Raw genomic sequence first — 25,606 nt, 5'->3', positions numbered from 1 at the left:
CATGCCCAAGATCCAGTCGAGCATCGATCCGCGCGCCGCGGACTTTGTCGCCAATGCCGAACACATGCTCGGTCTGGTCGCCGACCTGAACGCGCAGACCGCGCACGTGGCCGGCGGTGGCGGCGAAAAAGCACGGCGGAAACACACCGAACGCGGCAAGCTGCTGCCGCGCGAACGCATCCGTGCCCTGCTCGACCCCGGCTCACCATTCCTGGAGCTTTCGGCTTTGGCGGCACACGGCATGTATGACGACCAGGCACCGGCGGCCGGCGTGGTTACCGGCGTGGGCCGCGTCCATGGCATGGAAGTGATGGTCGTCGCCAACGACGCCACCGTGAAAGGCGGGTCCTACCTGCCGATGACGGTCAAGAAGCACCTGCGCGCGCAGGAAATCGCGCTCGAGAACCGTCTGCCCTGCGTCTATCTGGTCGACTCTGGCGGCGCCTTTCTGCCACTGCAGGACGACGTGTTCCCGGACAAGGAGCACTTCGGCCGCATCTTCTACAACCAGGCGCGACTGTCGGCGCGCGCCATCCCGCAGATCGCGGTGGTGATGGGTTCGTGCACCGCCGGCGGCGCCTACGTGCCGGCGATGAGCGACGAATCGATCATCGTGCGCGAACAGGGCACGATCTTCCTCGGCGGTCCGCCGCTGGTGAAGGCCGCGACCGGCGAGATCGTCGATGCCGAGTCGCTCGGCGGTGCCGAGGTGCACTGCTCGGTCTCCGGCGTTACCGACCACTTCGCCGAGAACGACGAGCACGCGCTCGAAATCGCACGCGACGTGCTGGCGCACTTGAATCGCGGCAAGACCCTGCCGGTAACGGTACGCCCACCGGCGGATCCGGCCTACGCCGCGCAGGATCTCTACGGCATCCTGCCGCGCGACACACGCTATCCCTTCGACGTGCGCGAGATCATCGCGCGCCTGGTCGATGCCTCCGAGTTCCAGGAGTTCAAGGCGCGCTACGGCAAGACCTTGGTCTGCGGCTTCGCCCATCTGCACGGTTACCCGGTTGGCATCGTCGCCAACAACGGCATCCTGTTCTCCGAATCCGCGCTCAAGGGCGCGCACTTCGTCGAGCTGTGCAACCAGCGCAACATCCCGCTGGTGTTTTTGCAGAACATCACCGGTTTCATGGTCGGCAAGAAGTACGAGAACGCCGGCATCGCCAAGGACGGTGCGAAGATGGTGACCGCGGTCGCCTGCTCGCACGTGCCCAAGTTCACCGTGATCATCGGCGGCAGTTTCGGCGCCGGCAACTACGCAATGTGCGGCCGCGGCTACCAGCCGCGCTTCCTGTGGATGTGGCCGAACGCGCGCATCAGCGTGATGGGCGGCGAACAGGCCGCGAGCGTGCTCGCCACCGTGCGCCGCGACGGCATCGAAGCCGCCGGCGGCAGCTGGTCGAAAGAAGAGGAAGACGCCTTCAAGGCCCCGATCCGCGAGCAGTACGAGCGCCAGGGCCATCCCTACTACGCCAGTGCCCGCCTCTGGGACGACGGCATCATCGACCCCGCCGACACCCGCCGCGTCCTCGCCCTCGCGCTCTCGGCTTCGCTCAATGCGCCGATCGAGAAGACCGGCTTCGGGGTGTTCCGGATGTAGTCGTCAGAGCCAGTTTTCGGAGACCAGTCCGGGCACGCATTCGAATTCGCGCAGATTGTTGCTGACCAGGATCAGACCTTCACCGCAGGCATGCGCGGCGATGTGCAGGTCGTTGACGCCGATGGGCGTGCCGGAGCGCTCCAGCACCGCCCGAATCCTCCCGTAGTGTTGCGCGGCCTTCTCGGTGTAGGGAAGCACCACCAAGCGACTGCAGAAAGACTCGACGACTTGCTGGTTTCGAACCGGTTCCAGGCTCTTCTCCGCACCAAAAGCCAACTCGGCGTAAACGATGCTGGAAATGGCCATCTGTCCATGGCGCTGATTGAACACGTCCAACACCTGCAGTGGCTTTCGCTTCAGCACGTACACCGCGATGTTCGTGTCCAGCATGTACCTGAGCATCGTGCGCTGCCTCAGAATTCTTCGCGGGGCGATTGATGCTGGCTGCCACGATCCTCGAGAAAGTCCTCGGAGACCGTATTGCCGTCGCGGAAAAAGCTCTCCCAGGACGACTCAACGGGAGAAATGATGCGGTCGTTGCCGATCACACGAACCTCGACACGCCGGACGCCTGCCGGGAAGCGCGCATCCTCCGGCAGCGGAATCATCTGGACTTGGTCCTTGATCAACACGGTGCTGTGCGTCATGGCCGCTTCTCCTGAGCCGATTTCTGCGGGGAATATACAGCCTCCCAACGACCTCCTTCGGATGCCGAATGAAGGCTACTTCGAGCGGTCGCCTTTGGTTTCACACCCATCGCAAGACCCGCCACCGCATCCGCCACCGGCCTGCGGCTTCGGCGCAAGCCAGCGGCCGATCCGGCGTGCGCTCGGGCCGCGGCTAGGTTGCAGGAAGACCAGGGCGATCTCGGTGCGGACGCGGCGCACGCTGCGCGGGGCGAGCCTGTGGATGGCGTAGCTCGCGCTCGCCAGCACCGCGAGCGCGATGATCGTCCACTGCATCGCGTCGTAGCCGCTCATGTCAGCCACGAGGTCAGTTGATAGGTGACCAGCGACGCGGCATAGGCGAGCGCGAACAGATAGACGGCGGCAATGCCGACATGCTTCCAACCATTGGTTTCGCGCCGGATCACCGCGAAGGTGCTCAGGCACATCGGCGCGTAGATGTACCAGACCAACAGCGACAAGGCGGTGGCCAGCGACCACTCGCTCGCGACGATGCCGGACAGTTGCATGATCGCGACATCGTCACTGGTCGCAGACAGCGCGTACACGGTCGCCAGCGAGGACACCGCCACTTCGCGCGCGGCGATGCCGGGGATCAATGCGATGCAAATCTGCCAGTTGAAGCCGATCGGTGCGAACAGCGGCTCCATCCAGTGGCCGATGCGACCGGCGAAGCTGTAGTCGATGGCCGGTCCGACAGCGCCCGCCGGCGCTGCCGGAAAACTCGACAGGAACCACAACAACACGGTGAGCGCGAGGATGATCGTGGTCACCCGGCGCAGGAAGATCGCGGCGCGTTCCCACAGCCCGATCAGCAGGTCGCGCGGATGCGGCCAGCGATACGAGGGCAATTCCAGCAGCAGTGCGTGCTCGCCACGGTCGCGCCGCCAGCGCTTCATGATCGTCGCCACCAGCAGCGCACTGGCGATGCCGGCCGCGTACAGGCCGAACAGCACCAGACCCTGGAGATTGAACAGGCCAACGACTTCGCGCTGCGGTACAAACGCGCCAATCAGCAGGGTGTACACCGGCAAGCGCGCCGAACAGGTCATCAGCGGCGCCACCAGAATGGTCGCGATGCGATCGCGCGGGTCCTGGATCGAGCGTGTCGCCATGATGCCGGGGATGGCACAGGCGAAGCTCGACAACAGCGGGATGAACGAGCGCCCGGACAACCCGGCCGCGAACATCAACCGATCCAGCAAGAATGCGGCACGCGGCAGATAACCGGATTCCTCCAGCGTCAGGATGAACACGAAAAGCAGCAGGATCTGTGGCAGGAACTCGAGCACTGTACCGACACCGGCAAAGACGCCGTCGGTCAGCAGGCTCTGCAGCGGACCATCCGGCATTGCCGCCGCCAGCCAGGCACCGACGCTCGCGGTGCCTGCGGCGAGTGCGTCCTGCAACGGTGCCGCCCACGCGAACACCGCCTGGAAGATCAGGAACATCACCGCGCCGAGGATGGCGAGCCCGAATACCGGATGCAGCACGACGCGGTCGATCGCATCCTCCAGCTCGGCGTGCTGCATGGGCAGTTGTACCGCGGCGCGCAGCAGGCGCCGGGTTTCGGCATGCAAGTCGAGATCGGCCACCACCGCGGGCGCCGCTGGCGGTGTGCCGTCGATCGCGGCGCGCAGCGCATCGGCGCCGTGCCGCCGCACCGCCACCGTCTCGATCACCGGAATGCCGAGTTCTCCAGCGAGCTTGGCGACATCGATGCGAATACCGCGTCGCGCCGCCGCGTCCATCATGTTCAGCGCCAGCAGCATCGGCTGGCCGAGCTGGCGCACTTCGAGCACGAAGCGCAGGTGCAAGCGCAGGTTGGTGGCATCAGCCACGCACACCAGCAGGTCCGGCTTCGGTTCTTCCGGATGGTGGCCCTTGCAGACGTCGCGGGTGATCTGCTCGTCCGGGCTGGTCGCGTCGAAGCTGTAGGCACCGGGCAGATCGAGCACGCGCACCAGACGGCCGGAGTCCGTGGTGAAGCGGCCTTCCTTGCGCTCGACGGTCACGCCGGCGTAGTTCGCGACCTTCTGGCGGCTGCCGGTGAGCGCGTTGAACAGCGCGGTCTTGCCGCAGTTCGGATTGCCGACCAGCGCGATTTGGCTGGCGATGGTGGCGGCTGCGGTGGTCACGGGCTCTGCGCCTGCAACCGCACGCGCGCCGCCTCGGCGCGACGCAACGCGAAGCGCGCATCGCCGATGCGCACCAGCACCGGCTCGGAGCCGAGGGGCCCGAACGCGAGCACGCTCACCGCCTCGCCAGCGACGAAGCCGAGATCGCGCAGACGCCGAGCAATCGCGTCGTTCGCTCCGACTGCGTCCACCGCAACCACGATGCCTCCGCCGCCACGCGGCAACTCCGACAGTTTCACCACCGAGCCCACCCGGAACGAATGCGAATGGTTCGCATTATAGACAGAAATCGAGGCAGCGGAATCTCCCGGCCGGAAGCGACCTCGATTGCCCCACCGTTATCATCCGCGCCCCAGACCGCCCGGAGCCGCCATGACCTCGTCCATCCGCATTGAACGTCGTGGCGCGATCGCCGAACTTGTCCTCGATCGCGCTTCGGTCCACAACGCCTTCGACGATGGCTTGATCGCCGAAATGACGCTTGCGCTCCAGCAGTTGGAACAGGACGACAGCGTGCGCGCCCTGGTGCTGACTGGCGCCGGCAACACCTTCTCGGCCGGCGCCGACCTGAACTGGATGCGGCGCATGGCCCGGGCATCGGCCGATGAAAACCGCCGCGATGCGCTCGGACTGGCTACGCTGATGCGCACCCTGAACTTCCTCGGCAAACCGACCATCGCCCGCGTCAACGGCTCGGCCTACGGTGGCGGCGTCGGTCTGATTGCCTGCTGCGACCACGCCATCGCCACGCCCGCCGCAAAGTTCTCGCTCTCGGAAGTGAAGCTCGGGCTGGTGCCGGCGGTGATCTCGCCCTACGTGGTCGCGGCCATTGGGCTGCGCCATGCGCGCCGGCTGTTCGTCAGCGGTGAGGTGTTCGATGCCGACTACGCGCTGCGTATCGGCCTGGTCCATGAACTTGTCGCTGCGGATGAACTGGACGCCGCCGTCGAACGCGCCCTGCACTTCCTCGCCAAGGGCGGCCCGCTGGCGCAGCGCGAAGCCAAGCAACTGGCGCTGCGCCAGGCCGGCATGACGCTCGAAGTACAGCACGCCCTGGATAGCGAAAACGCCGACCTGATCGCCCGCCTGCGCGTCTCCCCGGAAGGCCAGGAAGGCCTCGGCTCCTTTCTCGACAAGCGGCCGCCGCGGTGGGTCAACGCGACTTGACGGCGACAGCGGCGAAGCCCATGATCTGGACAGATCAACTGGTCAGATCGTCGCCGTGAACAAAGCGAAGCGCAACAACTGGATCCTTCAGGACGCCAAGAACCAGTTCAGCAGCGTGGTCAATGCAGCGTTGTCGGGCCAGCCGCAGCATGTGAGCCGTCGCGGCAAGCCCGCGGTCATCGTGCTGGATGCGGCCGAATTCGAACGCCTGAGCCGCCTCGACAAGCGCCAACACGGGTCGCTCGCGGAACTGCTGTGCGCGATGCCTGGCGACGACGGGGCATTCGAGCGTCGATCCGTGCCGTCCCGCGACTTCAAGTTCTGACTCGAATCGCATGTACCTCCTCGATACGGACGTGCTCTCGGGCTTGCGCAAGCGGCAACGCAACCCGCGGCTCATGGCGTGGATCGGGGCACAACGCGACGCCGACCTGTTTCTGAGCGCCATCACCATCGCCGAGATCGAACGCGGGGTGATTCAGGTGGCGCACGACAACCCGCAATTCTCTGGGGAACTGGCGCGCTGGCTGGACCGCGTGCTCGACCATTACGGGGACCGCGTGCTGCCCTTCGACCGCTCCGCCGCACGCCGCTTCGGCGCCCTGAGCGCGCGCATCGGCAACGATTCCCCGGACCTGATGATCGCTGCCATCGCGCTCGACCGCGGTTTGCGCGTGGTCACTCGAAACGTCCGCCATTTTGTACCCACCGGAGTCGAGACGATCGACCCGTTCCGATGAACCAGAAGGCCTCCTGCTTGGCTTGCGCTGCCCGTACAATCGCAACCCCCGCAAGGAGCGACCGTGTTCCGTAAAGTCCTGATCGCCAACCGCGGCGAAATCGCCTGCCGCGTGATCCGCACCTGCCGCCGGCTCGGCATTGCCACCGTGGCCGTGTATTCGGATGCGGATGCCAACGCCCAACACGTGATGCTGGCGGATGAAGCCGTGCACATCGGCGGGTCGCGCCCGGTCGAGAGTTACCTGCTTGGTGACGTGATCCTCGAAGCGGCGAAGCAGACCGGCGCACAAGCGATCCATCCGGGCTACGGATTTCTGTCGGAGAACGCCGACTTCGCCGAGGCGGTCGAGACCGCCGGGCTCGTCTTCATCGGGCCGAATGCGGCCTCGATGCGCAAGATGGGCTCCAAGGCCGGCGCCAAGATCCTGATGCAGGGCCACGGCGTGCCGGTGGTGCCGGGCTACACCGGCGAGGACCAGGACGCCGCGCTGCTGCAGCGCGAGGCCGACCGCATCGGTTACCCGCTGATGATCAAGGCGGCGCACGGTGGCGGCGGCAAGGGCATGCGCATCGTGCGTGCCTCCGGCGAATTCGCCGCCAACCTCGAGAGTTGCCAGCGCGAGGCGAAGAACGCCTTCGGACGCGAGCGCGTGCTGCTCGAGCGCTATGTCGAGACCCCGCGCCACATCGAGATCCAGATCTTCGGCGACGCCCACGGCGAAGTGATCCACCTCAACGAGCGTGAATGCTCGGCGCAACGCCGCTATCAAAAGGTGATCGAGGAATCGCCCTCGCCGTTCCTGACGCCGCAACTGCGTGCGCAGATGGGCGCCGCCGCGGTCGCCGCGGGCAAGGCCATCGACTACCGCAATGCCGGCACGGTCGAGTTCATCGTCGGGCCGCAGGGCGATTTCTACTTCATGGAGATCAACACCCGCCTGCAGGTCGAGCATCCGGTGACCGAACTGGTGACCGGTCTGGACCTGGTCGAGTGGCAACTGCGCGTCGCCGCCGGCGGCACGCTGCCGCTGCGCCAGGAACAGGTCACGACGCGCGGCCACGCCATCGAAGTGCGTCTCTACGCCGAAGATCCGGAACAGGGCTTCCTGCCGGGCTCCGGCCGCATCACGCGCCTTGCGCTACCGGCCGCGGACGCGCATGTGCGCATCGACGGCGGTGTGGTCGAGGGCGACACCGTCTCGATCTACTACGACCCGATGATCGCCAAGCTCATCGTGCACGATGCCGATCGCCCGGCGGCCTTGCGACGCCTGGCCGAAGCGCTGGCGCAGTGTGACGTGCTCGGGCCGAAGTCGAACATCGACTTCCTCGAGCAGTTGATCCGCCACCCCGCGGTGGTGGACGCGACCATCGACACCGGCTACCTCGACCGCCATCTGGACGAGATCCTGGCGACACCGACCGAACTGCCCGAAGCCGCGCTGATCGCCGTTGCCTGCGCGGAATTGCTCGACGAGGAGACCGCCGCGATCGACGCCGCGCGTGCCAGTTCCGACCCGCATAGTCCCTGGGGCCGCGCCGACGCCTGGCGCCTCGGCCACGCCGGCAAGCGCGTGGTTCGCTTCGAGTGGCGCGAGCACAAGCCGATGCTGGTCGCGCATGGGACCAATGGCCGCTACGCACTGGATATCGCCGGCCGCCACCTCGAAGTGGCGCGAGCACTGCACCAGGGCGAATGGCTGAGCGCACGCCTCGGCAGCGGCGCCATGCGCGTGCGCGTGCGCCGTTCGGGCGCCGACTGGCTGGTGTTCGTCGATGGCCGGCGCTATCGCCTGCACCCGAGCAGCCCGTTCGCGTTCGATGCCGCAGCCGCGCACGGCACCGGAGTGATCAAGTCGCCGATGCCGGGCCGCATCATCGCGGTCAAGGTCGCGATCGATGTCACGGTCGAGGCGAACCAGGAACTCGTCATCATGGAAGCGATGAAAATGGAGATCACGCTGCGCGCGCCACATGCGGGCAAGGTCGTCGACCTGCGCGCAGTTGCCGGTGATTTCGTCGAAGCCGATGTCCTGCTCGCCAAGGTGGAGGCCGCATGAAACACATCCTCTGTGCCCTGATCGCCGCATTCGCGCTCGCCGGCTGCGAGCAGTTGCACGTCGAGTCGATTCCGACTGGCGAGGTCATCGCCTGCGATCCGGCCTTCGCCGGCTGGTGGCGGGTGGAGTCCGAAACCGTCGACGACACCGGCGATGACCCGATGCATCTGCACGTCGATGCGGACTGCGCGCACTGGGTCAGCGTCGAGACCGCCGCCGATGGCAAGCGCGAGCGCGAAGATCTCTCCGAGAAAATGCGCTTCGAGTTCCGTCGGGTCAACGACGACGTTTATCTCGCGGTCTCCGATCGCGATCCGGGCGAATCCGGCAAGCGCGAAGTGGGCGATGGCCATGTGCTGCTGCGCTATGTCGCGCGCGCCGACCGCATCGACCTGTTCGACGGCGACCCGCGCCGCGAGGCACACCGCATCGCCGAAGGCCTGGTCAGCGGCAAGGTCGAAACCGGCTCACACGCCAACTGTGGTGCGGATGGCAAGTGCAGCGTCAACACCATGATCAGCGGCGACGGTGATGCCATCGCGGCCTGGCTGAGACGCTTCGACCCGATCGACCGCGCGTTCATGGAATTGCGCCGCGTCGATGCCAAACAACAGGCGCAACTCGACGCGCTCTTGAAAAGCCCGCCCGCCGACGGCAAGCCCAAACCCCATGAATGAGCCCATGAACGACAGTGTCCGCATCGTTGAAGTTGGTCCGCGTGACGGCCTGCAAAATGAAAAACCCATCGTGCCGACCGCGACCAAGATCGCACTGATCGACCGCCTGTCCGCGGCCGGCTTGAGGAGCATCGAGGCGACCAGCTTCGTCAGCCCGAAGTGGATTCCGCAGCTCGCCGACGCCGCCGAGGTGTTCGCCGGCATTCAAAAGCACGAAGGCGTCGCCTACCCGGTGCTGGTGCCGAACCTGCAAGGCTACGAACGCGCGCTCGCGGTCGGCGTGCGCGAGGTCGCCCTGTTCACCGGCGCCTCCGAAACGTTCACACGGCAGAACATCAACGCCAGCATCGAGGAGTCGATCGATCGCTTCCGACCGATCCTGGAGCGCGCCGGCAACGATGGCGTGAAGGTGCGCGGCTACGTGTCAACCACGCTCGGCTGCCCGTACCAGGGCGCGGTCGATGTGCGCGAGGTCGTGCGTGTCGCGCGCCGCATCCATGAGCTTGGCTGCTACGAAGTTTCGCTCGGCGACACCATCGGCGTCGGCACCCCGTCCAAGGCGCGTGCGATGTTGAAGGCGGTGGCCGGCGAAGTGCCAATGGGCGCACTGGCGGTGCACTTCCACGATACCCGCGGCCAGGCGCTGGCGAACGTATTCGCCTGCGTCGAAGAAGGCGTGCGCGTGGTCGATGCCTCGGTCTCCGGTCTTGGCGGCTGCCCCTACGCCACCGGCGCCAGCGGCAACGTCGCGACCGAAGATGTCGTTTACCTGTTGCATGGCATGGGCTTCGTCACCGGCGTCGACCTTGACGCGCTGGTCGAGACCGGTCAATGGATCAGCAATGAAATCGGCCGCGGCAACGGCTCCAAGTTCGGACGGGCACTGGCCGCAACCGCCGCTCTGGCATGAGCGCAGACCTGCTCGTCCGCGCCCATGCCGCGTTTCGTGCAGGCGACCACGGCGCCGCGCTGCAGATCAGCGAACGCGTGCTGGCCCGCGATCCGGGCCACGCCCAAGCGCTGGCGCTCAAGGCCAACGCCGCGATGCAACTTGGTGACAACGACGCATTGATCTCTGCACTGCAACGATTGCATGCGCTGCGCCCGGATGATGCCGCCATTCGTCGCAACCTGGCGACTTGCCTGAACCGGCGCGCCAACCGCGCGCTGGAACGAAATGACTTCGACGCCGCAGAAGGCGACTGGCGCGCCGCGCTGGCCCTGGTTCCGTGGCATCGCGAAGCACGTTTCAATCTCGGCGGACTGTACCGGCGCGTCGGCGACGGCGCAGCGGCCCTGGTCCTGTACCAACCCTTGGCAGCGGAGGCAGACGAGCCGGCGCTGCGTCTTGCGATCGCCGATTGCCTGGCACTCGAAGGACGTGCCGACGACGCGCGAGCGCTGTTCGACGGACTGGATCTGCCCGACGATCTGCGCGCGGCCGGCGCCGCAATTGCCGCGCGTTGCAGTGCCCATGCACTGGCCGCTTCGCTGCTGCCGTCGCCGGAAGCACCGCCCGAACAGCGCGTCGAAGCTGCGGCAGCGGTAATTCGCGAACTCGTCGCCCATCGCGTCGATAGCGCTGGCTTCCTCGCCGCCTATGCTCCGCCACCACAACTCGGGGAGCGTTCGCCCGAACTGCGCGTCGCCCTGGCCCAGGCCCTGGCCCTGCCCGAAGTACTCGACAGCGTTGAGGAAATCGCGGCCGTGCGCGAGAACTTTCGACAGCGACTGGAGGCGCTGGTCGAACGATTCGACCACGATCGTCTGCGACGCTGCGAGCCGCGTATCGCGCAACTGGCCGCCTCCACCTTCCTGCTCGCGTATCACGGCCACAATGACCATCCACTGCAATGTCGCTACGGTGACTGGCTCGATGGCGCCACGCGCATCCTCGGTGCCGATCTCCCGGCCCTGGCCGAGCGCCGGCAGCCTGGGCGTCCGCGCATCGGACTCATTTCGGCGAACTGGTACTACTGCACCGTCGGCTCATATTTCGGCAGCTGGATCGACGCCCTGGCACAGCTCGATGTCGATCTGCACGTGATCCAGCTCGGTCCGCGCGAAGACGATGAAACCAGCGCATTCGCGCGACGCGCGCCGCACTTCCATCGATTCGGGCCGGACGCGGATGCTTTCGCCGCCGCTGTCCGCCGACTCGATCTCGACCTCGCGATCTATCCCGAACTGGGCATGGATCAACGCCTGTTCGCGGCCGCCGCTGCCGGCCTCGCCCATCGCCAGTGGATGGCCTGGGGCCATCCGGTCACCTCGGGGCTGCCATCCGTCTCGCACTATCTGACCTGTGGCGACATGGAACCCGAAGGCGCAGCTGCCGTCTATCGCGAGCAATTGCTGCCGCTCCCGGGGCTTGGCACACGCTTCGCGTTGCCGCCGCAGCCAGTGGGCCGCACGCGCGCCGAACTCGGGCTACCGGCCGGCCGTCTGGCGGTAGTGCCGCAGTCGATCTTCAAGGTCCTGCCAACCAACGATCCGGTGTACGCCGAGTTGCTCGACCGCGATGCGTCGGTCCGGCTGTTGTTCTTCGGCGGCGAGCTGAACGCCGAGGCACAGCGTTTCCGCAAGCGTCTGCGCCAGTCGGTCGGCGCCGCCGCGGCCAGTCGCCTGCATTTCCTGCCAGAGCTTTCGCGCCCGCGATATCTCGAAACCCTGACCGCCTGCGACCTGATGATCGACACCCTCGGCTGGTCGGGCGGAAACTCGGCGCTGGATGCCCTGCGAGCCAAGCTTCCGATCGTGACCTGCCCGGGCGAGTTCATGCGCGGCCGCCAGTGCGCCACCATGTTGCGCCTGCTGGGGATCGAAGGCGCCTGCGCCGAGTCGGCTGCGACTCTGGCCGAACTCGCGGTGCAGCGCATCGCCAATCGCGACTACGCCGCACAGTTCCGTGCCCGTGTCGAAGCCGGCCTGCCTGCTCTGGTCGACGACACGACCTGCGAGCGCTCGCTACGCGCCCATGTCGAAGCGGAACTCGCTCGCAGCTCGCGCATTTTCTGATCTGAAAGTGTTATCTTGATCACAGTTTTCGGTACTCGATGGAGTTCCGGTTGCGGTCATGAAGCCTGATCCAGCGCGCGCACTGGCGACCGGCCCAGCCTCGCCGAGGCAACTCTGGGAAGACGCGGTTGCCCGTCTCGCCGACGCCATTGCCGCACTCGAACCGGAAGCCCCCGCCGCACAGCCCTTGCGGCGCGCGCGTGACCGCCTGGAAGCCCTGTTGCGTTCGACAGAGGCGCTGGAATCGCGATATCGCACCCTGCTCGATGCTGTGCCGGAAGCGGTGACCGTGCATGATCGCCACGGCCACATTCTGGAAGCCAACCGCACTGCCGAGGGCGTCTACGGCTATCCGCTGGAGCAACTGCGCCGATTGCGCGTGCAGGACCTCAACCCGACCCTGCCCGACAACTACATGGAGCAGGTGTTCCAGACCTTCCAGGTAGGCCGCACCGAAACCGTCGAGACCAGCAACCGTCACGGCGACGGCCACTACTTCCCGATCGAGGTGCATTCGCGCATGTTCCTCGACGGCGAGGAGATGCGCATCATCGCAGTGGTGCGCGACGTCAGCGCCCGACTGCGGGCGGAAAGCGAGTTGCGCGCCTCGGAACGGCGCTATCGCAAGCTGTTCGACGCCGTCGACAAGGGCATTCTGGTGCAGGACCAGAACGGCCGTGTGACCTCGGCCAATGCCGCCGCCGAACGCATGCTCGGCATGCAGGACTCGGAACTGCGTGCAGAAGCACTGAGCATCGCCGAGTGGCGCTTCGTCGACGCCGCTGGCAGGGCGCTGAAACCACGGGATCTCCCACCGCTGCGAGCCATCAGCGAACGTCGTGCAATCCAGTCGACCGTGATCGGCATCAACAGCCCGGCGCTGGGGGGGTACTCCTGGTTTTCCGTGACCGCGGTGCCGCAGTTCCGTGACGACGTACCTGCGCCCTTCGAAGTGATCACGCTGTTCAGCGACATCACCGCACTGATGCTGGAATCGGTGCTGTTCGACGAAGTGCAGTCGCTGGCCAGCATCGGCGGCTGGCATTACGACTTCCGCCGCCGCCGCATGTACGGTTCGCGCGAATTGCACCGGCTGCTCGAACTGCCGCGCGACGGTGTGCTCGAGCGCGAGGCGATGTATGCGCTGTTCGTGCCCGGCGACCGCGAGCGCCTGCGCACCGCCATGGATGCGGCGCGCCTGAGCAGCGAAGCCTTCGATCTGGAGTTGCGCATCGTCACTGCCTCCGGCCAGCGCCGCTGGCTGCGCGTGATCGGGCAGCCGCAGCTGCAGCGCGGCGCTGCCGAAAGCGTGATCGGCACCGCCCAGGATGTGAGCGCGCGCAAGCGCCAGGAAGAACAGCTGCGGCGCCAGGCGTTGACCGATTCGCTCACCGGCCTGTCCAACCGCGATGCGCTGATGCGCGCGCTGGCCTTGGCCCTCGATGAAGCGCAGCCGGGCAGCGGCCCGGCGCTGCTCTATGTCGATCTCGACCGCTTCAAGGTGATCAATGACCTGCTCGGCCACGCCGCCGGTGACGGCCTGCTGGTCGCCGCCGCCCAGCGCTTGCGCCGCGCGCTGGGCCCGAACACGCTCTTGGCGCGCTTCGGTGGTGACGAGTTCATGATCATGATCGCGCCGTGCAGCGACGAGGTGCAGGCACGCGACACCGCGGTACGTATCACCACCGCCTTCGCCGAACCGTTCCCGCACAGCGGCGAAGAGTTCTCGATTACCGCGTCGGTCGGCGTTGCCCATTACCCGCAGGACGGCGCCACCATCCAGCAGCTGATCAACCACGCCGATGCCGCGATGTTCGATGCCAAGCGCCGCGGTCGCAACAACTGGCAGGCGTTCTCTCCGGCACTGGCGCGCAAGCTCACCGATCGCCTGCTGATCGAGACCCAGTTGCGCCGCGCGCTCGACAACCAGGAGTTCTACCTGCGCTACCAACCGCAGGTGGACCTGCGCAGCGGTCGTGTGACAGCAGCCGAAGCGCTGATTCGCTGGCGCAACCGCGTGCTCGGCGAACTCGCGCCAGACCTGTTCATTTCGCACGCCGAGAACACCGGCGACATCGTGCGCATCGGCGTCTGGGTGATCCGCGAAGCCTGCCGCCAGCTGCGCCTCTGGCACGACGCCGGGCTGACGGTGCCACGGGTCGCGGTCAACGTCTCCTATCGCCAGTTCCTGAGCGACAACCTGCCGGAAGTGGTCGCCGCAGCACTGCATGACCACGGCCTGCAAGGTTGCCATCTGGAACTGGAGATGACCGAGCGCGTGCTGGTCGAGGACGTGCCGGACACCCTGGAGATCTTCAGGGCGATCAAGCAGCTCGGCGTCTCGCTGGTCATCGATGATTTCGGCGAGGGCTACTCGGCCTTGAACTACCTGCGCCAGCTGCCGTTCGATGGGCTCAAGATCAGCCATCACTTCATGCAAGGCATTCCGGCGACGCCGAGCGACACGGCCATCTGCGAAGCCATCATCCGCATCGCCCAGAGCCTCGGCATGACCGTGATCGCCGAGGGTGTCGAGATGGAGACGCAGCGGCAATTCCTGCTGCGCCAGGGCACGACGCTGGCGCAAGGATTCCTGTTTTCGCGACCGATTGCGCCGGACGAGATCGCCGATTTCGTGCGCCTGCACGGCTGCGCCGAACAGCAGGCCGGATAGCGACAGTTGCCGAACCCGCCGCAATGGTGCAGATTGCGCCGATGAGCCAGGTCATCCGTCCCATCACCGCCGCTGACAATGCCGCGGTTGCTTCCATCATTCGCCGAGTCATGCCCGAATTCGGAGCCGACGGCCCCGGCTTCGCCATTCACGACGCCGAGGTCGATGACATGTGCGCAGCGTATGCCATTCTGCGGGCCGCGTATTTCGTGGTCGAGAAGGATGGCGTGGTCATGGGTGGCGGCGGCATCGCGCCGCTGGTCGGCGGTGATGCCGACACCTGCGAACTGCGCAAGATGTACTTCCTGCCCGAACTGCGCGGACTCGGCGCCGGCAACGCGCTGATGCAGACCTGCCTGGCCAAGGCCAAGGAACTCGGCTACCACCGCGTCTACCTGGAAACGCTGACCGGCATGGACGCCGCCAAGAAGCTCTACCGCATGTCCGGTTTCACCGCAATCCGCGAAGCCCTCGGCCGCACCGGGCACTTCAGCTGCGACAGCTTCTTCGTGCGCGAGATCTAGGTGGCTCCACCGAGCTTGCCCATGAACTGGCGGTAGTAGCGCAACTCGGCAACGGATTCACGGATGTCGCTCAATGCGGTGTGCGTACCCTGCTTACTGAAGCCCTCGAGCAGGACCGGGTTCCAGCGTCGCACCAGTTCCTTGAGCGTGGACACATCGAGGTTGCGGTAGTGGAAGTAGTGCTCCAGCTCCGGCATGCAGCGCGCCAGGAAGCGGCGGTCCTGACATATCGAGTTGCCGCAGATCGGCGACTTGCCGCGCGTGACCCAGGACTCGAGGAAGCGGATCGTATCCGCCTCGGCCTCGGCCATGCGGATGGTCGAGTCAAGAACGCGCTGCCATAGCCCGGTCTTCTGGTGGGTGTTGTGGTTCCACTCGTCCATCGCCTGCAGCCGCGAGAGCGGATGCGCGATTGCGTATTCGGGGCCTTCGGCGATCACGTTGAGTTCAACGTCGGTGACGATCGTCGCAATTTCGAGGATCGAGTCGCTATCCGGGTTCAGCCCGGTCATTTCCAGGTCGATCCAGATCAGATGGTTGTCGTTCGCAGAGGCCATGCCGGTGTTCGCGGTGGATGGACGCGGATTAGAGCGCAGCTTTGCCGCGTTTGCGACGGAAATAGTTGCTGAGCAGGCGCCCCGCCTCCTCGGCCAGCACGCACTCACTCACCTCGATGCGGTGGTTGTGCTGCGGTGCGGTGAGCAGGTCGAACACGCTGCCGGCCGCGCCAGTCTTGGGGTCGCGCGCTGCGAACACGACCCGTGCAACGCGCGCGTGCACCATTGCCATCGCGCACATCGCGCACGGCTCGAGCGTCACGTACAGCGTCGTGCCCGGCAGCCGGTAATTGCCCAGCCTGCGTCCGGCCGCACGCAACGCGACGATCTCGGCATGGGCACTCGGATCAGCATCGCTGATCACGCGGTTCGACCCCTCCGCCAGCAACTGCCCCTCGGCATCGACGATCACCGCCCCGACCGGCACTTCGCCATCCCCCCCCCCCCCCGCCTCGTCGGCTCGGTTTCGCCCCCCCCCGTTCGGCCTGACTTGCGCAGGCGCTTGCTGCATCCAGCTTGCCGAAGGGCGCTCCGTTTCGCCCTGGGTTGTGAGGCGCTGACATCGCTGCGACGGCCTGCGAGCGCCGGCAACAAACAAATCGCGGGGCGCCCTTTTCCCGCCGCCATCCTGATCCTCGTGCGCCGCGCCTTTGGCGCGTGAAAAGCCCGCTAACAGACGCGATGCCGTGACACGCGGCGAAGTTCGCTGGCCGGGAGCCCCAGGAAGAGGCGTGGAAGGCCGGAGAATGGTGGTCTGTCGCAACGCCCTGCAAGCTCAGGGCGAAATCTGCGGCATTACTCGTTCCGTCGGCAACGCCCTCGAGTGGAAATCGCGCGAAATCGCACTTGTCCGGCGCCTGACAAGCTCGGGCGAACGGGGTCGGGTGATCTTGGCAAGTGCCCTTCGACAAGCCCGGGCGACCAGTCCGGGCATGTCGATCCGCCGAGATCCCTTCCAAGCCCGCGGCCCCCCCCACTCGATCGTCGCCGGCGGCTTGCCGGAGATGTCGTAGACCACGCGCGAGATGCCGCGGACTTCGTTGACGATGCGGCGGGCGACGTGGTCGAGCAGGTCGTAGGGCAGGTGCGCCCAGTGCGCGGTCATGAAGTCGATGGTTTCGACGGCGCGCAAGGCGACCACCGGTTCGTAGGCGCGGGCGTCACCGACGACACCGACCGAGCGCACCGGCAGCCACACCGCGAAGGCCTGGCTGACGCGGTCGTACCAGCCGTGCTTGCGCAGTTCCTCGATGAAGATCGCGTCCGCGCGCGCCAGCGTGTCGGCGGCTTCGCGGGTGACTTCGCCGAGGATGCGCACGCCAAGCCCTGGGCCCGGGAACGGATGGCGATAGACCATCTCTCGCGGCAGTCCGAGCTCGACGCCGATGCGGCGCACCTCGTCCTTGAACAGTTCGCGCAGCGGCTCGACGAGTTTCAGGTTCATGCGCTCGGGCAGGCCACCGACATTGTGGTGCGACTTGATCACGTGTGCCTTGCCGGTCGCGGAGCCGGCCGACTCGATCACGTCCGGGTAGATCGTGCCCTGTGCGAGGAAGGCGCGTCCTGGAGCTTCGCCGATTCTTCCTCGAAGATCTCGACGAACAGGCGGCCGATGATCTTGCGCTTGGCTTCCGGATCGCCGACGCCCTTCAATTCACTGAAGTAGCGGTCGGCGGCGTTCACGCGGATCACGTGCACGCCCATGTGCTGCGCCATCGTCTCCATCACCTGGTCGCCTTCGCGGAAGCGCAACAGGCCGGTGTCGACGAACACGCAGACCAGTTGATCACCGATGGCGCGTTCGAGCAGGGCTGCGACCACCGAAGAATCGACGCCGCCGGACAGGCCGAGCAACACCTTCTGGCTGCCGACCTGGGTGCGCACGCGCGCGATTGCATCCTCGATGATGTTGGCGCTGGTCCAGCGCGTCTCGCAGCCGCACAGATCGACGACGAAACGGCGCAGCAATTCGCTGCCGAACTGGGTATGCGTCACTTCCGGATGGAACTGCACCGCGTAGTAGCGGCGCCTGGCGTCCATCATCGCCGCGATCGGCAGGTCGTCGGTGGCGCCGAGGGTGGAGAAACCGTCGGGGATGCGCACGACGCGGTCGCCATGCGACATCCACGCCGTGAACGCATCGCCTTCGGCCTGCAGCAGCGGATTCGCGACGGCAATGCCGAGTCGCGCCAGGCCGAACTCGCGGTTGTGGCCGCTCTCGACCTTGCCGCCGAGTTGCTCGGCCATGGTCTGCATGCCGTAACAGATACCGAGCACCGGCACGCCGAGCGTGAACACTTCCTCCGGCGCACGCGGCGAATTCGCTTCGGTCACCGACTCCGGACCGCCGCTCAGGATGATGCCGGTCGGCTTGAACTCACTGATGCGCCCCGCGGCGCGGTCCCAGGCCCAGATCTCGCAGTAGACCCCGATCTCGCGCACGCGGCGCGCGATCAGCTGCGTGTACTGCGCGCCGAAGTCGAGGATCAGGATCTTGTGCTGGTGGATGTCGGTCATGGCAGGCCGTTCACGGTTCGACAGGCTCACCACGAACGGCGCTGAAGCCACTCGCAGACACCGTTCGCCCTGAGCCTGTCGAAGGGTGAACGATAACGTGCATCAGTCCCGACCCACCGTTCGCCCTGAGCCCTTCGACCGGCTCAGGACGGGCCCGTCGAAGGGTGAACGGTGCGCGACCAACTAGCCCATCCGGTAGTTCGGCGGTTCCTTGGTAATCGTCACGTCATGCACATGCGATTCGCGCATGCCGGCGCTGCTGACGCGCACGAACTGCGGCTTGCTGCGCATCTCGGCGATCGAGGCGCAGCCGACGTAGCCCATCGACGCGCGCAGGCCGCCGGCGAGCTGGTGCACGATGTTGCGCAGCGGACCGCGATACGGCACGCGCCCCTCGATGCCTTCCGGCACCAGCTTGTCGGCGTCGGACGCGTCCTGGAAGTAGCGGTCCTTGCTGCCCTGCTGCATCGCGCCGAGCGAACCCATGCCGCGATAGCTCTTGTAGGAACGACCCTGGAACAGTTCGACTTCGCCCGGGGCTTCCTCGGTGCCGGCGAACAGACCGCCGATCATGACCGCACTCGCGCCCGCGGCAATCGCCTTGCCGATGTCGCCCGAGTAGCGGATGCCGCCGTCGGCGATCAGCGGGATGCGGTCCTTCAACGCGGTCGCGACCAGGTCGATCGAGGTGATCTGCGGCACGCCGACGCCGGCGACGATGCGCGTGGTGCAGATCGAACCGGGGCCGATGCCGACCTTGACCGCGTCCGCGCCGCAGTCGGCGAGCGCAATCGCGGCCTCGCCGGTGACGATGTTGCCGCCGATCACGCACAGGTTCGGAAACTGCTTCTTGACCCAGGCGATGCGATCGAGCACGCCCTGCGAATGGCCGTGCGCAGTGTCGACCACGAGCACGTCGACGCCAGCCTCGACCAGCGCGGCGATGCGTTGTTCGGTGTCGCCGCCGGTGCCGACCGCGGCGCCGACGGCGAGGCGTTCGGCCGAATCCTTGGCGGCATTCGGGTTGTCGCGCGCCTTCTGGATGTCCTTCACCGTGATCAGGCCGCGTAGCTTGAACTGCTCGTTGACGACCAGCACCTTCTCGATGCGGTAGCGATGCATCAGCTGCAGCACCTCGTCGTCACTGGCGCCTTCGCGCACCGTCACCAGGCGATCCTGCTTGGTCATGATGCGGCTGACCGGCTCGTCGAGGTGGGTCTCGAAGCGCAGGTCGCGGCTGGTCACGATGCCGACCAGATGCCCGCCCTCGACCACCGGCACGCCGGAGATGTTGCGCGCGCGGGTCAGGCTCAACACGTCGCGGATGCTGGTCTCGGGCGAAACCGTGATCGGATCGCGAATCACGCCGGCCTCGAACTTCTTGACCAGCCTCACTTCAGCCGCCTGCTGCTCCACCGACATGTTCTTGTGGATGATGCCGAGACCACCAAGCTGGGCCATCGCAATCGCCAGCGAGCCTTCGGTGACGGTGTCCATCGCCGCGGCGATGATCGGAAGATTCAACTCCAGGCTTGGCCCGATCCGCGTCGCAAGACTGACGTCACGCGGCAACACGATGGAATGGGCAGGAACAAGGGAAACATCGTCGAAGGTCAGGGCTTCGGCTAGGATGCGCATGGCGACTCCCGAAAAGGATCGCGCATTTTAACCGCGCGGCGGCCCGGCCGCGGAACCGGAACCTGCGCCCGGCGCGCTGCCCACGAATTGCCACTTTGATGCCGACTTCTTCCCGCAACCCGATGGCTGCCGCCGGCGTCGTGCTCGCGCTGCTGCTGTTGCTCGTGATCGCCGTGATCCGCGCCCACTTCGTCGATGCCATCTACGCACCGGTGGTGGGCTGCGATGCCTGCTTCGTGCTGCCGGCGCTGACCCATGACCTGACCCTGGTCGCGGCCGCCCTGCTCTGGATCACGCTGATCCTGGTGTTGCGTGCGCGCTGGCTGCGCGTGTTGCTGCTGGCGCCGCTGCTCCTGTTCATCGTGCTGCTGATCGCCGATGTCGCCTTGCTGCGCCTGCTGGCGCAGCGCCTGCTGCTCAGCGACCTGTTCAAGTTCGGGCATGAACTGGCCGCGATCGAACGCATCACCCGCGCCGGTTTCTCGATGCGCGATGCGCTGGTGCTATTGGTGCTGCTGACCATGTCCCTGGTCCTCGGCTTGCTGCTGCGCCACGCCGCACCGCTGCAACGGCGCGGCTTCACGTGCCTGGTGCTCACCGCTGCCGCTATCGCCGCTGTCGGCGCCTGTGGTCGCAGCAGCGCGCCCGGCTACGTGCACGCCGACGCCTATCGCAACTGGGTCGAGGTCAATCTTGCGCAGTCGATTGATGCGCCCTACAGCGAGGAGTTCCTGGCCGAGCAACGGTCGATACCGGTAACCAAGCTGGTCTGCGCTCCGGGGCAGGCGCGTCCGATCTCGATCATTCTGGTGGTCGTAGAGTCGCTTTCCGCCTATCACTCTTCGCACTACGCGACCGATGAGTCGTATGTCCCGGCGCTGGATGCATTGGCGGTACGGGAAGGCAGCTGGTTCTCCGAGTTCATCGCCAACGGGTTCACCACCGATGGCGGCTTGATCGCAACGATCACTGGGCGCGCGCCGATTCCCGGCTTCTTCCGCTACTCGAGTACGGATGCATTTGCCGGATTTGACGAGCCCGCGGGCGGTTTTGTCGATGCGGTGCGTGCGTCCCATGCCAGCGCCTTCTTCACGACCGCGACGCTCGATTTCGTCGAAACCGGCGTGTGGCTGCCGAAGCTCGGCTTCGAGCACTACGAGGGCGCCGAGGCGCCGTTCTATGCCGGGATGCCGCGCGGAATTTTCGGCGCCGCCGACGATGCCGAGTTGTTCGCCCGCGTCATCGACTGGTACCACAGTGAGCGCGACCCATCGCGACCGTTTGCCGCAGCCCTGCTCACCGTCGCCACGCACCCTCCGTTCCTGGTGCGCGGCGATGGCGAGCGCAGCGAACGCAGAGTCTTTGCCGATCTCGATCGGGCGCTGGTGGCATTCCATGAATCGCTGCGTCGTGCAGGATACTTCGAGAACGGACTGCTCCTGATCACCGGCGATCACCGCTCGATGACGCCGCTGAGCCGCAGCGAACTGGACCGCTACGGGCCGACCGCTTTTGCGCGTGTTCCGCTGTTCGTGTTCGGCGCCGATTTGCTGCCCGGCGGCGCGATCCGTGGCCTCACCCAGCAAACCGACCTGCCGGTCTCACTGCGTGACCTCACCGCAGAACGTGCCTGCCGTGATCCATCGCAGGGCCTGTTCCTGCGCCCGGACCCGATTCCCGCGACTTACGCGCTGCATGCGCGAGGTATGCCGCGCAGCCAGATCGATGTCTACCGCCGCGAGGGCAGCTTCGCGCTGCAACTCGCCGGTGACGACAGTCGTTGGGTCGGGGCCGCACCGCCGGATGCGGCGCTGATCGCGGCGCGCATCCATCTCGACCGTGCGCGTCGTTCACCGAACCGTGGCGACCTGCTCGAGCGCTTGATCGAGCTCAATGCCGCTGCGGCCGATCACTCGATGAAGACCAGCGACAGCGACGGCCAGTAAGTGATCACCAGCACGCAAGCGAGCAGCAGGAAGAAGAACGGCACGGTGTAGCGCGCCAGCGTCAGCAGCGGCCGCTCGAAGCGGTAGCTGGCGATGAACAGGTTCATGCCCATCGGCGGCATGAAGTAGCCGATTTCCATGTTCGCCAGGAAAATGATGCCGAGATGCACCGGGTGCACGCCGTAGTGCATCGCGATCGGCAACAGGATCGGCACCATGATCACGGTCGCCGAGAACACGTCGAGCATCATGCCAAGGCCGAGCAGGAACAGGTTCAGCAGCAGCAGGAAGGCGAGCTTGCTGTCGACATGCGCACTCACCCACTCGATCAACCGCGCCGGCACCTCGGCGTCGATGATCACGTTGGTCAGACCCATGGACACGCCCAGGATGAGCAGGATGGCGCCAACCAGCATCATTGACTCGCGCAGCACCGCCGGCAGGCGCGCGATGCTGATCTCGCGGCGCACGACCACGGTCACGAACAGCACATACAGCGCAACCACGGCTGCGGCTTCCGAGGTAGCGAAGACGCCGCCATAGACACCGCCCAGCAGGATGAAGGGCAATGGCAGTTCCCAGCGTGCATCCCAGATCGCGGCCTTGGCCTCGGCCAACGAGAACGGAATGTCGTGCGCGCGCTTGGGCGCCCGCCACATCGCGTAGGCCGAGACCACGACCAGCATCATCACGCCGGGCAACACGCCGGCAACGAACATGTCGGTGATGCTGACGCTCGGCGTGGTGCTCAATTGCTGCGCGACGATGCCGTACAGGATCAGCGGCACCGAGGGTGCGAACAGCATGCCGAGGCTCGGTGCGGTCGTGACCAGGCCGAAGGAGAATCGCTCCGGATAGCCGGCCAAGCGCAGCGCCGGCAACAGCAACGCGCCGAAGGCGATGATGGTGACGCCGGACACGCCGGTGAACGCGGTGAAGAACGCACAGACCAGCAGCGCGACGATCGCGAGCCCACCGTGCAACCAGCCGAGCAGGGCTTCGGACAGGCGCAACAGGCGTTGCGGTGCCTTGCTCTCGGTGAGCAGGTAACCGGACAGCGTGAACAGCGGGATCGCGATCAGCACCGGCATCTCGGTGAGACTCCAGAACTGCACCGCGAGCAAGGTCTCGTCATAGCCCGCGGCACGCAGTCCCAGCCAGGCCACTGCCGCGACCAGCGCGAACAGCGGCGCACCGAGCGCCGCGAACAGCAACACCACCAGCGCCACGACCAGCAGGCTCATGCGCCGCCCTCGCGTTCCGGAGCAGCAAATGCGCGCAGCACGAAGCGCAAGGCCAGCAGACCAAACGCCACCGGCAAGATCAGCTCCGCCCACCAGGTCGGCACGCTACCGAACAGCATCGTGCCGGACTCGCGGTCCATTTCGATCAGCCCGAGCGAGGCGCGCAGCAGGGTGCACGCGGCGAGCGCCGCGAAGCCGAACGCAAACACGCGTGCGACGCGCACGCCGCGACCGTGCAGCAAGCGTCCGATCAGGTCCAGGCTGATGTGCTTGTCGTGACGCGCTGCCGCCACCGCGCCGAGCAGCGCCACCCAGATCACCAGCACGCGCAGCAACGGGTCCAGCCACACCAGCCCGTGTTCGAGCAGGCGCAGCACGATCTGCAGACCCGACAGCAGCACCAGCGCCAGCGCCAGCGTTGCGATCAGCCAGTTCTCGATCGTGTTGATGACGCCGAGAACGCGTGCGACGCCGCTTCTCACGGAGCCTTGCCAGCCGCGACCGACGTCGCCTTGGCGCGGTATTCGACCTGCGCCTTCGCAATCAAGTTCAGCAGTTCCCTGGAGATTTCGCTGCTCGCGAGCATCTGTTTGCGGGTTTCTTCGCCGATGCTTCGCCAGTAGCCGATCTCGTCGCTGCTCGGCGCCTTGAACACGATGCCCTGCTTGGCCAGCGCCGCGCGCGCCAATTCGTTGTCGCGCTTGTTCGCGGCATCGAGGTCAGCGAACGCCTGGCCCAGTTCCTCGCGCACGATCGGCTGGTCGGCCGCGCCGATGCGATTGAACGCCTTCTGGTCGATGGCGAGGATGCCCATCACGTAAGTCAGCGGCAGGTCCACCGCATGCTTGACCTTGGTGTGCCACTGGAACGCGATCGCACCACTGGTGGTGATCGCCACCGTCTCCAGCAGACCGGTCTGCAGCGAGGTATTGACGTCGCCCAGTGGCAGCGCGATCGGGTTGACGCCGGCCTTGTCGAAGGCGACCTGGGCGATGCGGTCGTTCTGCGGCACCCAGACCTTGGTCGCGCGCAGATCCTCCTTGTTCGCAATCGGCTTGGTGCTCATCAGGTAGGCAAAGCCGCCACCCGAGAGACCGACCGCGACCAGCCCGACTTTCTCGAACCCGGCGCGCAGCAACGGATCGACCTTGCCGCGCACGTACTCGACCTCACCCAGATCGTTGAACAGGAACGGCAGGCTGTAGACGGTGGCATCGCGATACACCGGCGACAGTTCGGCGCCGGAGAACGCCCCTCCTTGCAGCTGGCCAAGCTTGATCTTGCGCATCACTGCGGCGTCGTTGCCCATCACGCCGCCGGGGAAATACTTGATCTCGACGCGACCCGCGGTGCGCGCCTTGATGTTGGCACCGGCCTCGCGCATCTCCTTCATCCACACCGTGCCCTCGGGCGCGATGGTGGCGATCTTCAGGATTTGGGCATCGGCGGCCGTGGCGGCGCAGGCGGCAAGGGCGAACAGAATGCGCTTCAGCATCGGGTGTTCCTCAGAAATAGTCCTTGCCGGAGACGACCAGTTCGGCCGCGCGGCGTTTGGCGATGGTGTTCGACAGCGTCAGGCCGGGGATGTTCGCGTCCGCAGCCTGAACCTCGTCCAGCAGGCGATCATGCGCCTGCTGATCGAACAGCAGGCGCTGGCAGTACTCGGCATCCAGCACCTTCGGCAACAGGTTGCGCCCGGCATCGACCGCGGCGGCTGCCTGCATGCGCTGCTGCCCACGCTCGGGGTTGCCGCCGAGCGAAGCCGGCCGCAGGCAATCGAGCACGCCGAGATAAGCGAGCACATTGCCGTGGTCGTGCGCCGGCGAGAGTTCGTTGACGCGATTCAGCAGGGTCTCGATGCGCGGCAAGTCGGCGACGCGGTTCCAGTCGGCGCTGTCGGCGCGCAACCAGCCGACCCAACTGGACGCCAAGGTGTAGGTGGCGTCGATGTCCTTGGGCCCGACATTCGCCGTGACAAAGGCGTTGAAGGCATCGAAGTCGTTGCTGTCGAACTGCTTGCAGAACGCCGCGTCGCGCGCGCAGATGCCGCGCGTGGCGTAACCGAAGCTGCGGTCGGAGAGACGCTTGGCGCGTTCGGCATCAGCAACGAAGCCGCCGGCATAGGTGCCATAGAGCCTGGCTGCGGAGAGCAGCAGCGCCGGATTTTGCGGATCCCCTTCGATCAGACCATCGAGCAACAGCAGGTAGGCCGGCAGACCAGCCGCGACGGTGTCGACGTCGTCGTGGTTGCTGACGCCTTGGGTCAATCCAGCGCCGAGTCCATCGGCGGCGCGCTGCACGACCATGGCGCAGGCGCTGAGCGTCGCGAGCGCGAAAACAAGGACGGCGGAACGGAGAATCGGGCGCATGTGCAACATCAGCTTCGGGAGCGTGGATTGTAGGCGAGCGA

General features: G+C 66.2%; 23 protein-coding genes and 1 pseudogene. 11 read left to right on the top strand and 13 right to left on the bottom strand.

What is annotated here, in order from left to right:
* Position 1: 1 nt before the first annotated feature.
* Positions 2-1,609, top strand: a complete 1,608-nt coding sequence (locus IPG63_16090) for a methylcrotonoyl-CoA carboxylase (protein ID MBK6728714.1) — start codon at positions 2-4, stop codon at positions 1,607-1,609.
* A 3-nt stretch (positions 1,610-1,612) separates the two neighbouring features.
* Here IPG63_16090 and IPG63_16085 read toward each other — a convergent pair whose 3' ends face one another.
* From IPG63_16085 to IPG63_16065, 5 genes are all read right to left on the bottom strand, one after another.
* A complete protein-coding gene (locus IPG63_16085; protein MBK6728713.1) occupies positions 1,613-2,011 on the bottom strand; it encodes a type II toxin-antitoxin system VapC family toxin in 399 nt (132 codons plus the stop codon).
* An 11-nt stretch (positions 2,012-2,022) separates the two neighbouring features.
* Entirely contained in the window at positions 2,023-2,256 is a 234-nt protein-coding gene (locus IPG63_16080; GenBank protein ID MBK6728712.1) for an AbrB/MazE/SpoVT family DNA-binding domain-containing protein, read from the bottom strand.
* A 75-nt stretch (positions 2,257-2,331) separates the two neighbouring features.
* Complete coding sequence (locus IPG63_16075; GenBank protein MBK6728711.1) at positions 2,332-2,589, bottom strand: hypothetical protein; 258 nt, start codon at positions 2,587-2,589, stop codon at positions 2,332-2,334.
* The gene (gene feoB, locus IPG63_16070) at positions 2,586-4,433 is read right to left on the bottom strand and encodes a ferrous iron transport protein B (protein MBK6728710.1); all 1,848 of its coding nucleotides are present in this window, start codon (positions 4,431-4,433) and stop codon (positions 2,586-2,588) included. Before feoB ends, IPG63_16075 begins: the two co-directional genes overlap by 4 nt.
* A complete protein-coding gene (locus IPG63_16065) occupies positions 4,430-4,672 on the bottom strand; it encodes a ferrous iron transport protein A (protein MBK6728709.1) in 243 nt (80 codons plus the stop codon). Before IPG63_16065 ends, feoB begins: the two co-directional genes overlap by 4 nt.
* Before the next feature lie 133 nt (positions 4,673-4,805).
* On the opposite strand from IPG63_16065, the gene IPG63_16060 reads away from it, so the two are divergent.
* From IPG63_16060 to IPG63_16020, 9 genes are all read left to right on the top strand, one after another.
* Positions 4,806-5,600: an enoyl-CoA hydratase/isomerase family protein gene (locus IPG63_16060; GenBank protein ID MBK6728708.1), complete on the top strand. Its 795-nt coding sequence runs from the start codon at positions 4,806-4,808 to the stop codon at positions 5,598-5,600.
* Between the two features lie 55 nt (positions 5,601-5,655).
* Positions 5,656-5,925, top strand: coding sequence for a type II toxin-antitoxin system Phd/YefM family antitoxin (locus tag IPG63_16055; protein ID MBK6728707.1), 270 nt, complete (start codon positions 5,656-5,658; stop codon positions 5,923-5,925).
* A 10-nt stretch (positions 5,926-5,935) separates the two neighbouring features.
* Positions 5,936-6,340: a type II toxin-antitoxin system VapC family toxin gene (locus IPG63_16050; GenBank protein MBK6728706.1), complete on the top strand. Its 405-nt coding sequence runs from the start codon at positions 5,936-5,938 to the stop codon at positions 6,338-6,340.
* Between the two features lie 63 nt (positions 6,341-6,403).
* Entirely contained in the window at positions 6,404-8,401 is a 1,998-nt protein-coding gene (locus IPG63_16045; GenBank protein ID MBK6728705.1) for an acetyl/propionyl/methylcrotonyl-CoA carboxylase subunit alpha, read from the top strand.
* On the top strand, positions 8,398-9,078 hold the full coding sequence (locus tag IPG63_16040; GenBank protein MBK6728704.1) for a hypothetical protein: 681 nt from the start codon (positions 8,398-8,400) through the stop codon (positions 9,076-9,078). The genes IPG63_16045 and IPG63_16040 overlap by 4 nt, the downstream gene beginning before the upstream one ends.
* A complete protein-coding gene (locus tag IPG63_16035; protein ID MBK6728703.1) occupies positions 9,071-9,988 on the top strand; it encodes a hydroxymethylglutaryl-CoA lyase in 918 nt (305 codons plus the stop codon). Before IPG63_16040 ends, IPG63_16035 begins: the two co-directional genes overlap by 8 nt.
* On the top strand, positions 9,985-12,096 hold the full coding sequence (locus IPG63_16030) for a tetratricopeptide repeat protein (protein MBK6728702.1): 2,112 nt from the start codon (positions 9,985-9,987) through the stop codon (positions 12,094-12,096). Before IPG63_16035 ends, IPG63_16030 begins: the two co-directional genes overlap by 4 nt.
* Before the next feature lie 58 nt (positions 12,097-12,154).
* Positions 12,155-14,770: an EAL domain-containing protein gene (locus tag IPG63_16025; GenBank protein ID MBK6728701.1), complete on the top strand. Its 2,616-nt coding sequence runs from the start codon at positions 12,155-12,157 to the stop codon at positions 14,768-14,770.
* Between the two features lie 41 nt (positions 14,771-14,811).
* Positions 14,812-15,294: a GNAT family N-acetyltransferase gene (locus tag IPG63_16020; protein ID MBK6728700.1), complete on the top strand. Its 483-nt coding sequence runs from the start codon at positions 14,812-14,814 to the stop codon at positions 15,292-15,294.
* On the opposite strand, the gene orn is transcribed toward IPG63_16020, so the two are convergent.
* The 4 genes and pseudogenes from orn to guaB form a co-directional block, all read right to left on the bottom strand.
* Complete coding sequence (orn, locus tag IPG63_16015; protein MBK6728699.1) at positions 15,291-15,851, bottom strand: oligoribonuclease; 561 nt, start codon at positions 15,849-15,851, stop codon at positions 15,291-15,293. The genes IPG63_16020 and orn overlap by 4 nt on opposite strands.
* Before the next feature lie 28 nt (positions 15,852-15,879).
* Positions 15,880-16,362, bottom strand: a complete 483-nt coding sequence (tadA, locus tag IPG63_16010; GenBank protein MBK6728698.1) for a tRNA adenosine(34) deaminase TadA — start codon at positions 16,360-16,362, stop codon at positions 15,880-15,882.
* Between the two features lie 264 nt (positions 16,363-16,626).
* Positions 16,627-18,368: pseudogene (guaA, locus tag IPG63_16005) on the bottom strand (glutamine-hydrolyzing GMP synthase).
* Between the two features lie 183 nt (positions 18,369-18,551).
* Entirely contained in the window at positions 18,552-20,006 is a 1,455-nt protein-coding gene (guaB, locus tag IPG63_16000) for an IMP dehydrogenase (protein MBK6728697.1), read from the bottom strand.
* A 98-nt stretch (positions 20,007-20,104) separates the two neighbouring features.
* Here guaB and IPG63_15995 point away from each other — a divergent pair, with 98 nt between their 5' ends.
* The gene (locus IPG63_15995; protein MBK6728696.1) at positions 20,105-21,952 is read left to right on the top strand and encodes a sulfatase-like hydrolase/transferase; all 1,848 of its coding nucleotides are present in this window, start codon (positions 20,105-20,107) and stop codon (positions 21,950-21,952) included.
* On the opposite strand, the gene IPG63_15990 is transcribed toward IPG63_15995, so the two are convergent.
* Genes IPG63_15990 through IPG63_15975 form a run of 4 tightly spaced genes read right to left on the bottom strand, consistent with a single transcriptional unit; the run spans position 21,916 to position 25,565 of the window.
* The gene (locus tag IPG63_15990) at positions 21,916-23,196 is read right to left on the bottom strand and encodes a TRAP transporter large permease subunit (GenBank protein ID MBK6728695.1); all 1,281 of its coding nucleotides are present in this window, start codon (positions 23,194-23,196) and stop codon (positions 21,916-21,918) included. The genes IPG63_15995 and IPG63_15990 overlap by 37 nt on opposite strands.
* Positions 23,193-23,678 carry a TRAP transporter small permease gene (locus IPG63_15985; protein MBK6728694.1) on the bottom strand — a complete coding sequence of 162 codons (486 nt, stop codon included), beginning with the start codon at positions 23,676-23,678 and terminating at the stop codon, positions 23,193-23,195. Before IPG63_15985 ends, IPG63_15990 begins: the two co-directional genes overlap by 4 nt.
* Entirely contained in the window at positions 23,675-24,691 is a 1,017-nt protein-coding gene (gene dctP / locus IPG63_15980; GenBank protein ID MBK6728693.1) for a TRAP transporter substrate-binding protein DctP, read from the bottom strand. The genes IPG63_15985 and dctP overlap by 4 nt, the downstream gene beginning before the upstream one ends.
* Positions 24,692-24,701: 10 nt before the next feature.
* On the bottom strand, positions 24,702-25,565 hold the full coding sequence (locus IPG63_15975; GenBank protein MBK6728692.1) for a hypothetical protein: 864 nt from the start codon (positions 25,563-25,565) through the stop codon (positions 24,702-24,704).
* Positions 25,566-25,606: the final 41 nt, after the last annotated feature.

The organism is Lysobacterales bacterium, from assembly GCA_016703225.1.
GTDB lineage: Bacteria > Pseudomonadota > Gammaproteobacteria > Xanthomonadales > Ahniellaceae > JADKHK01.
This window is presented reverse-complemented; position numbering and strand designations above follow the sequence as displayed.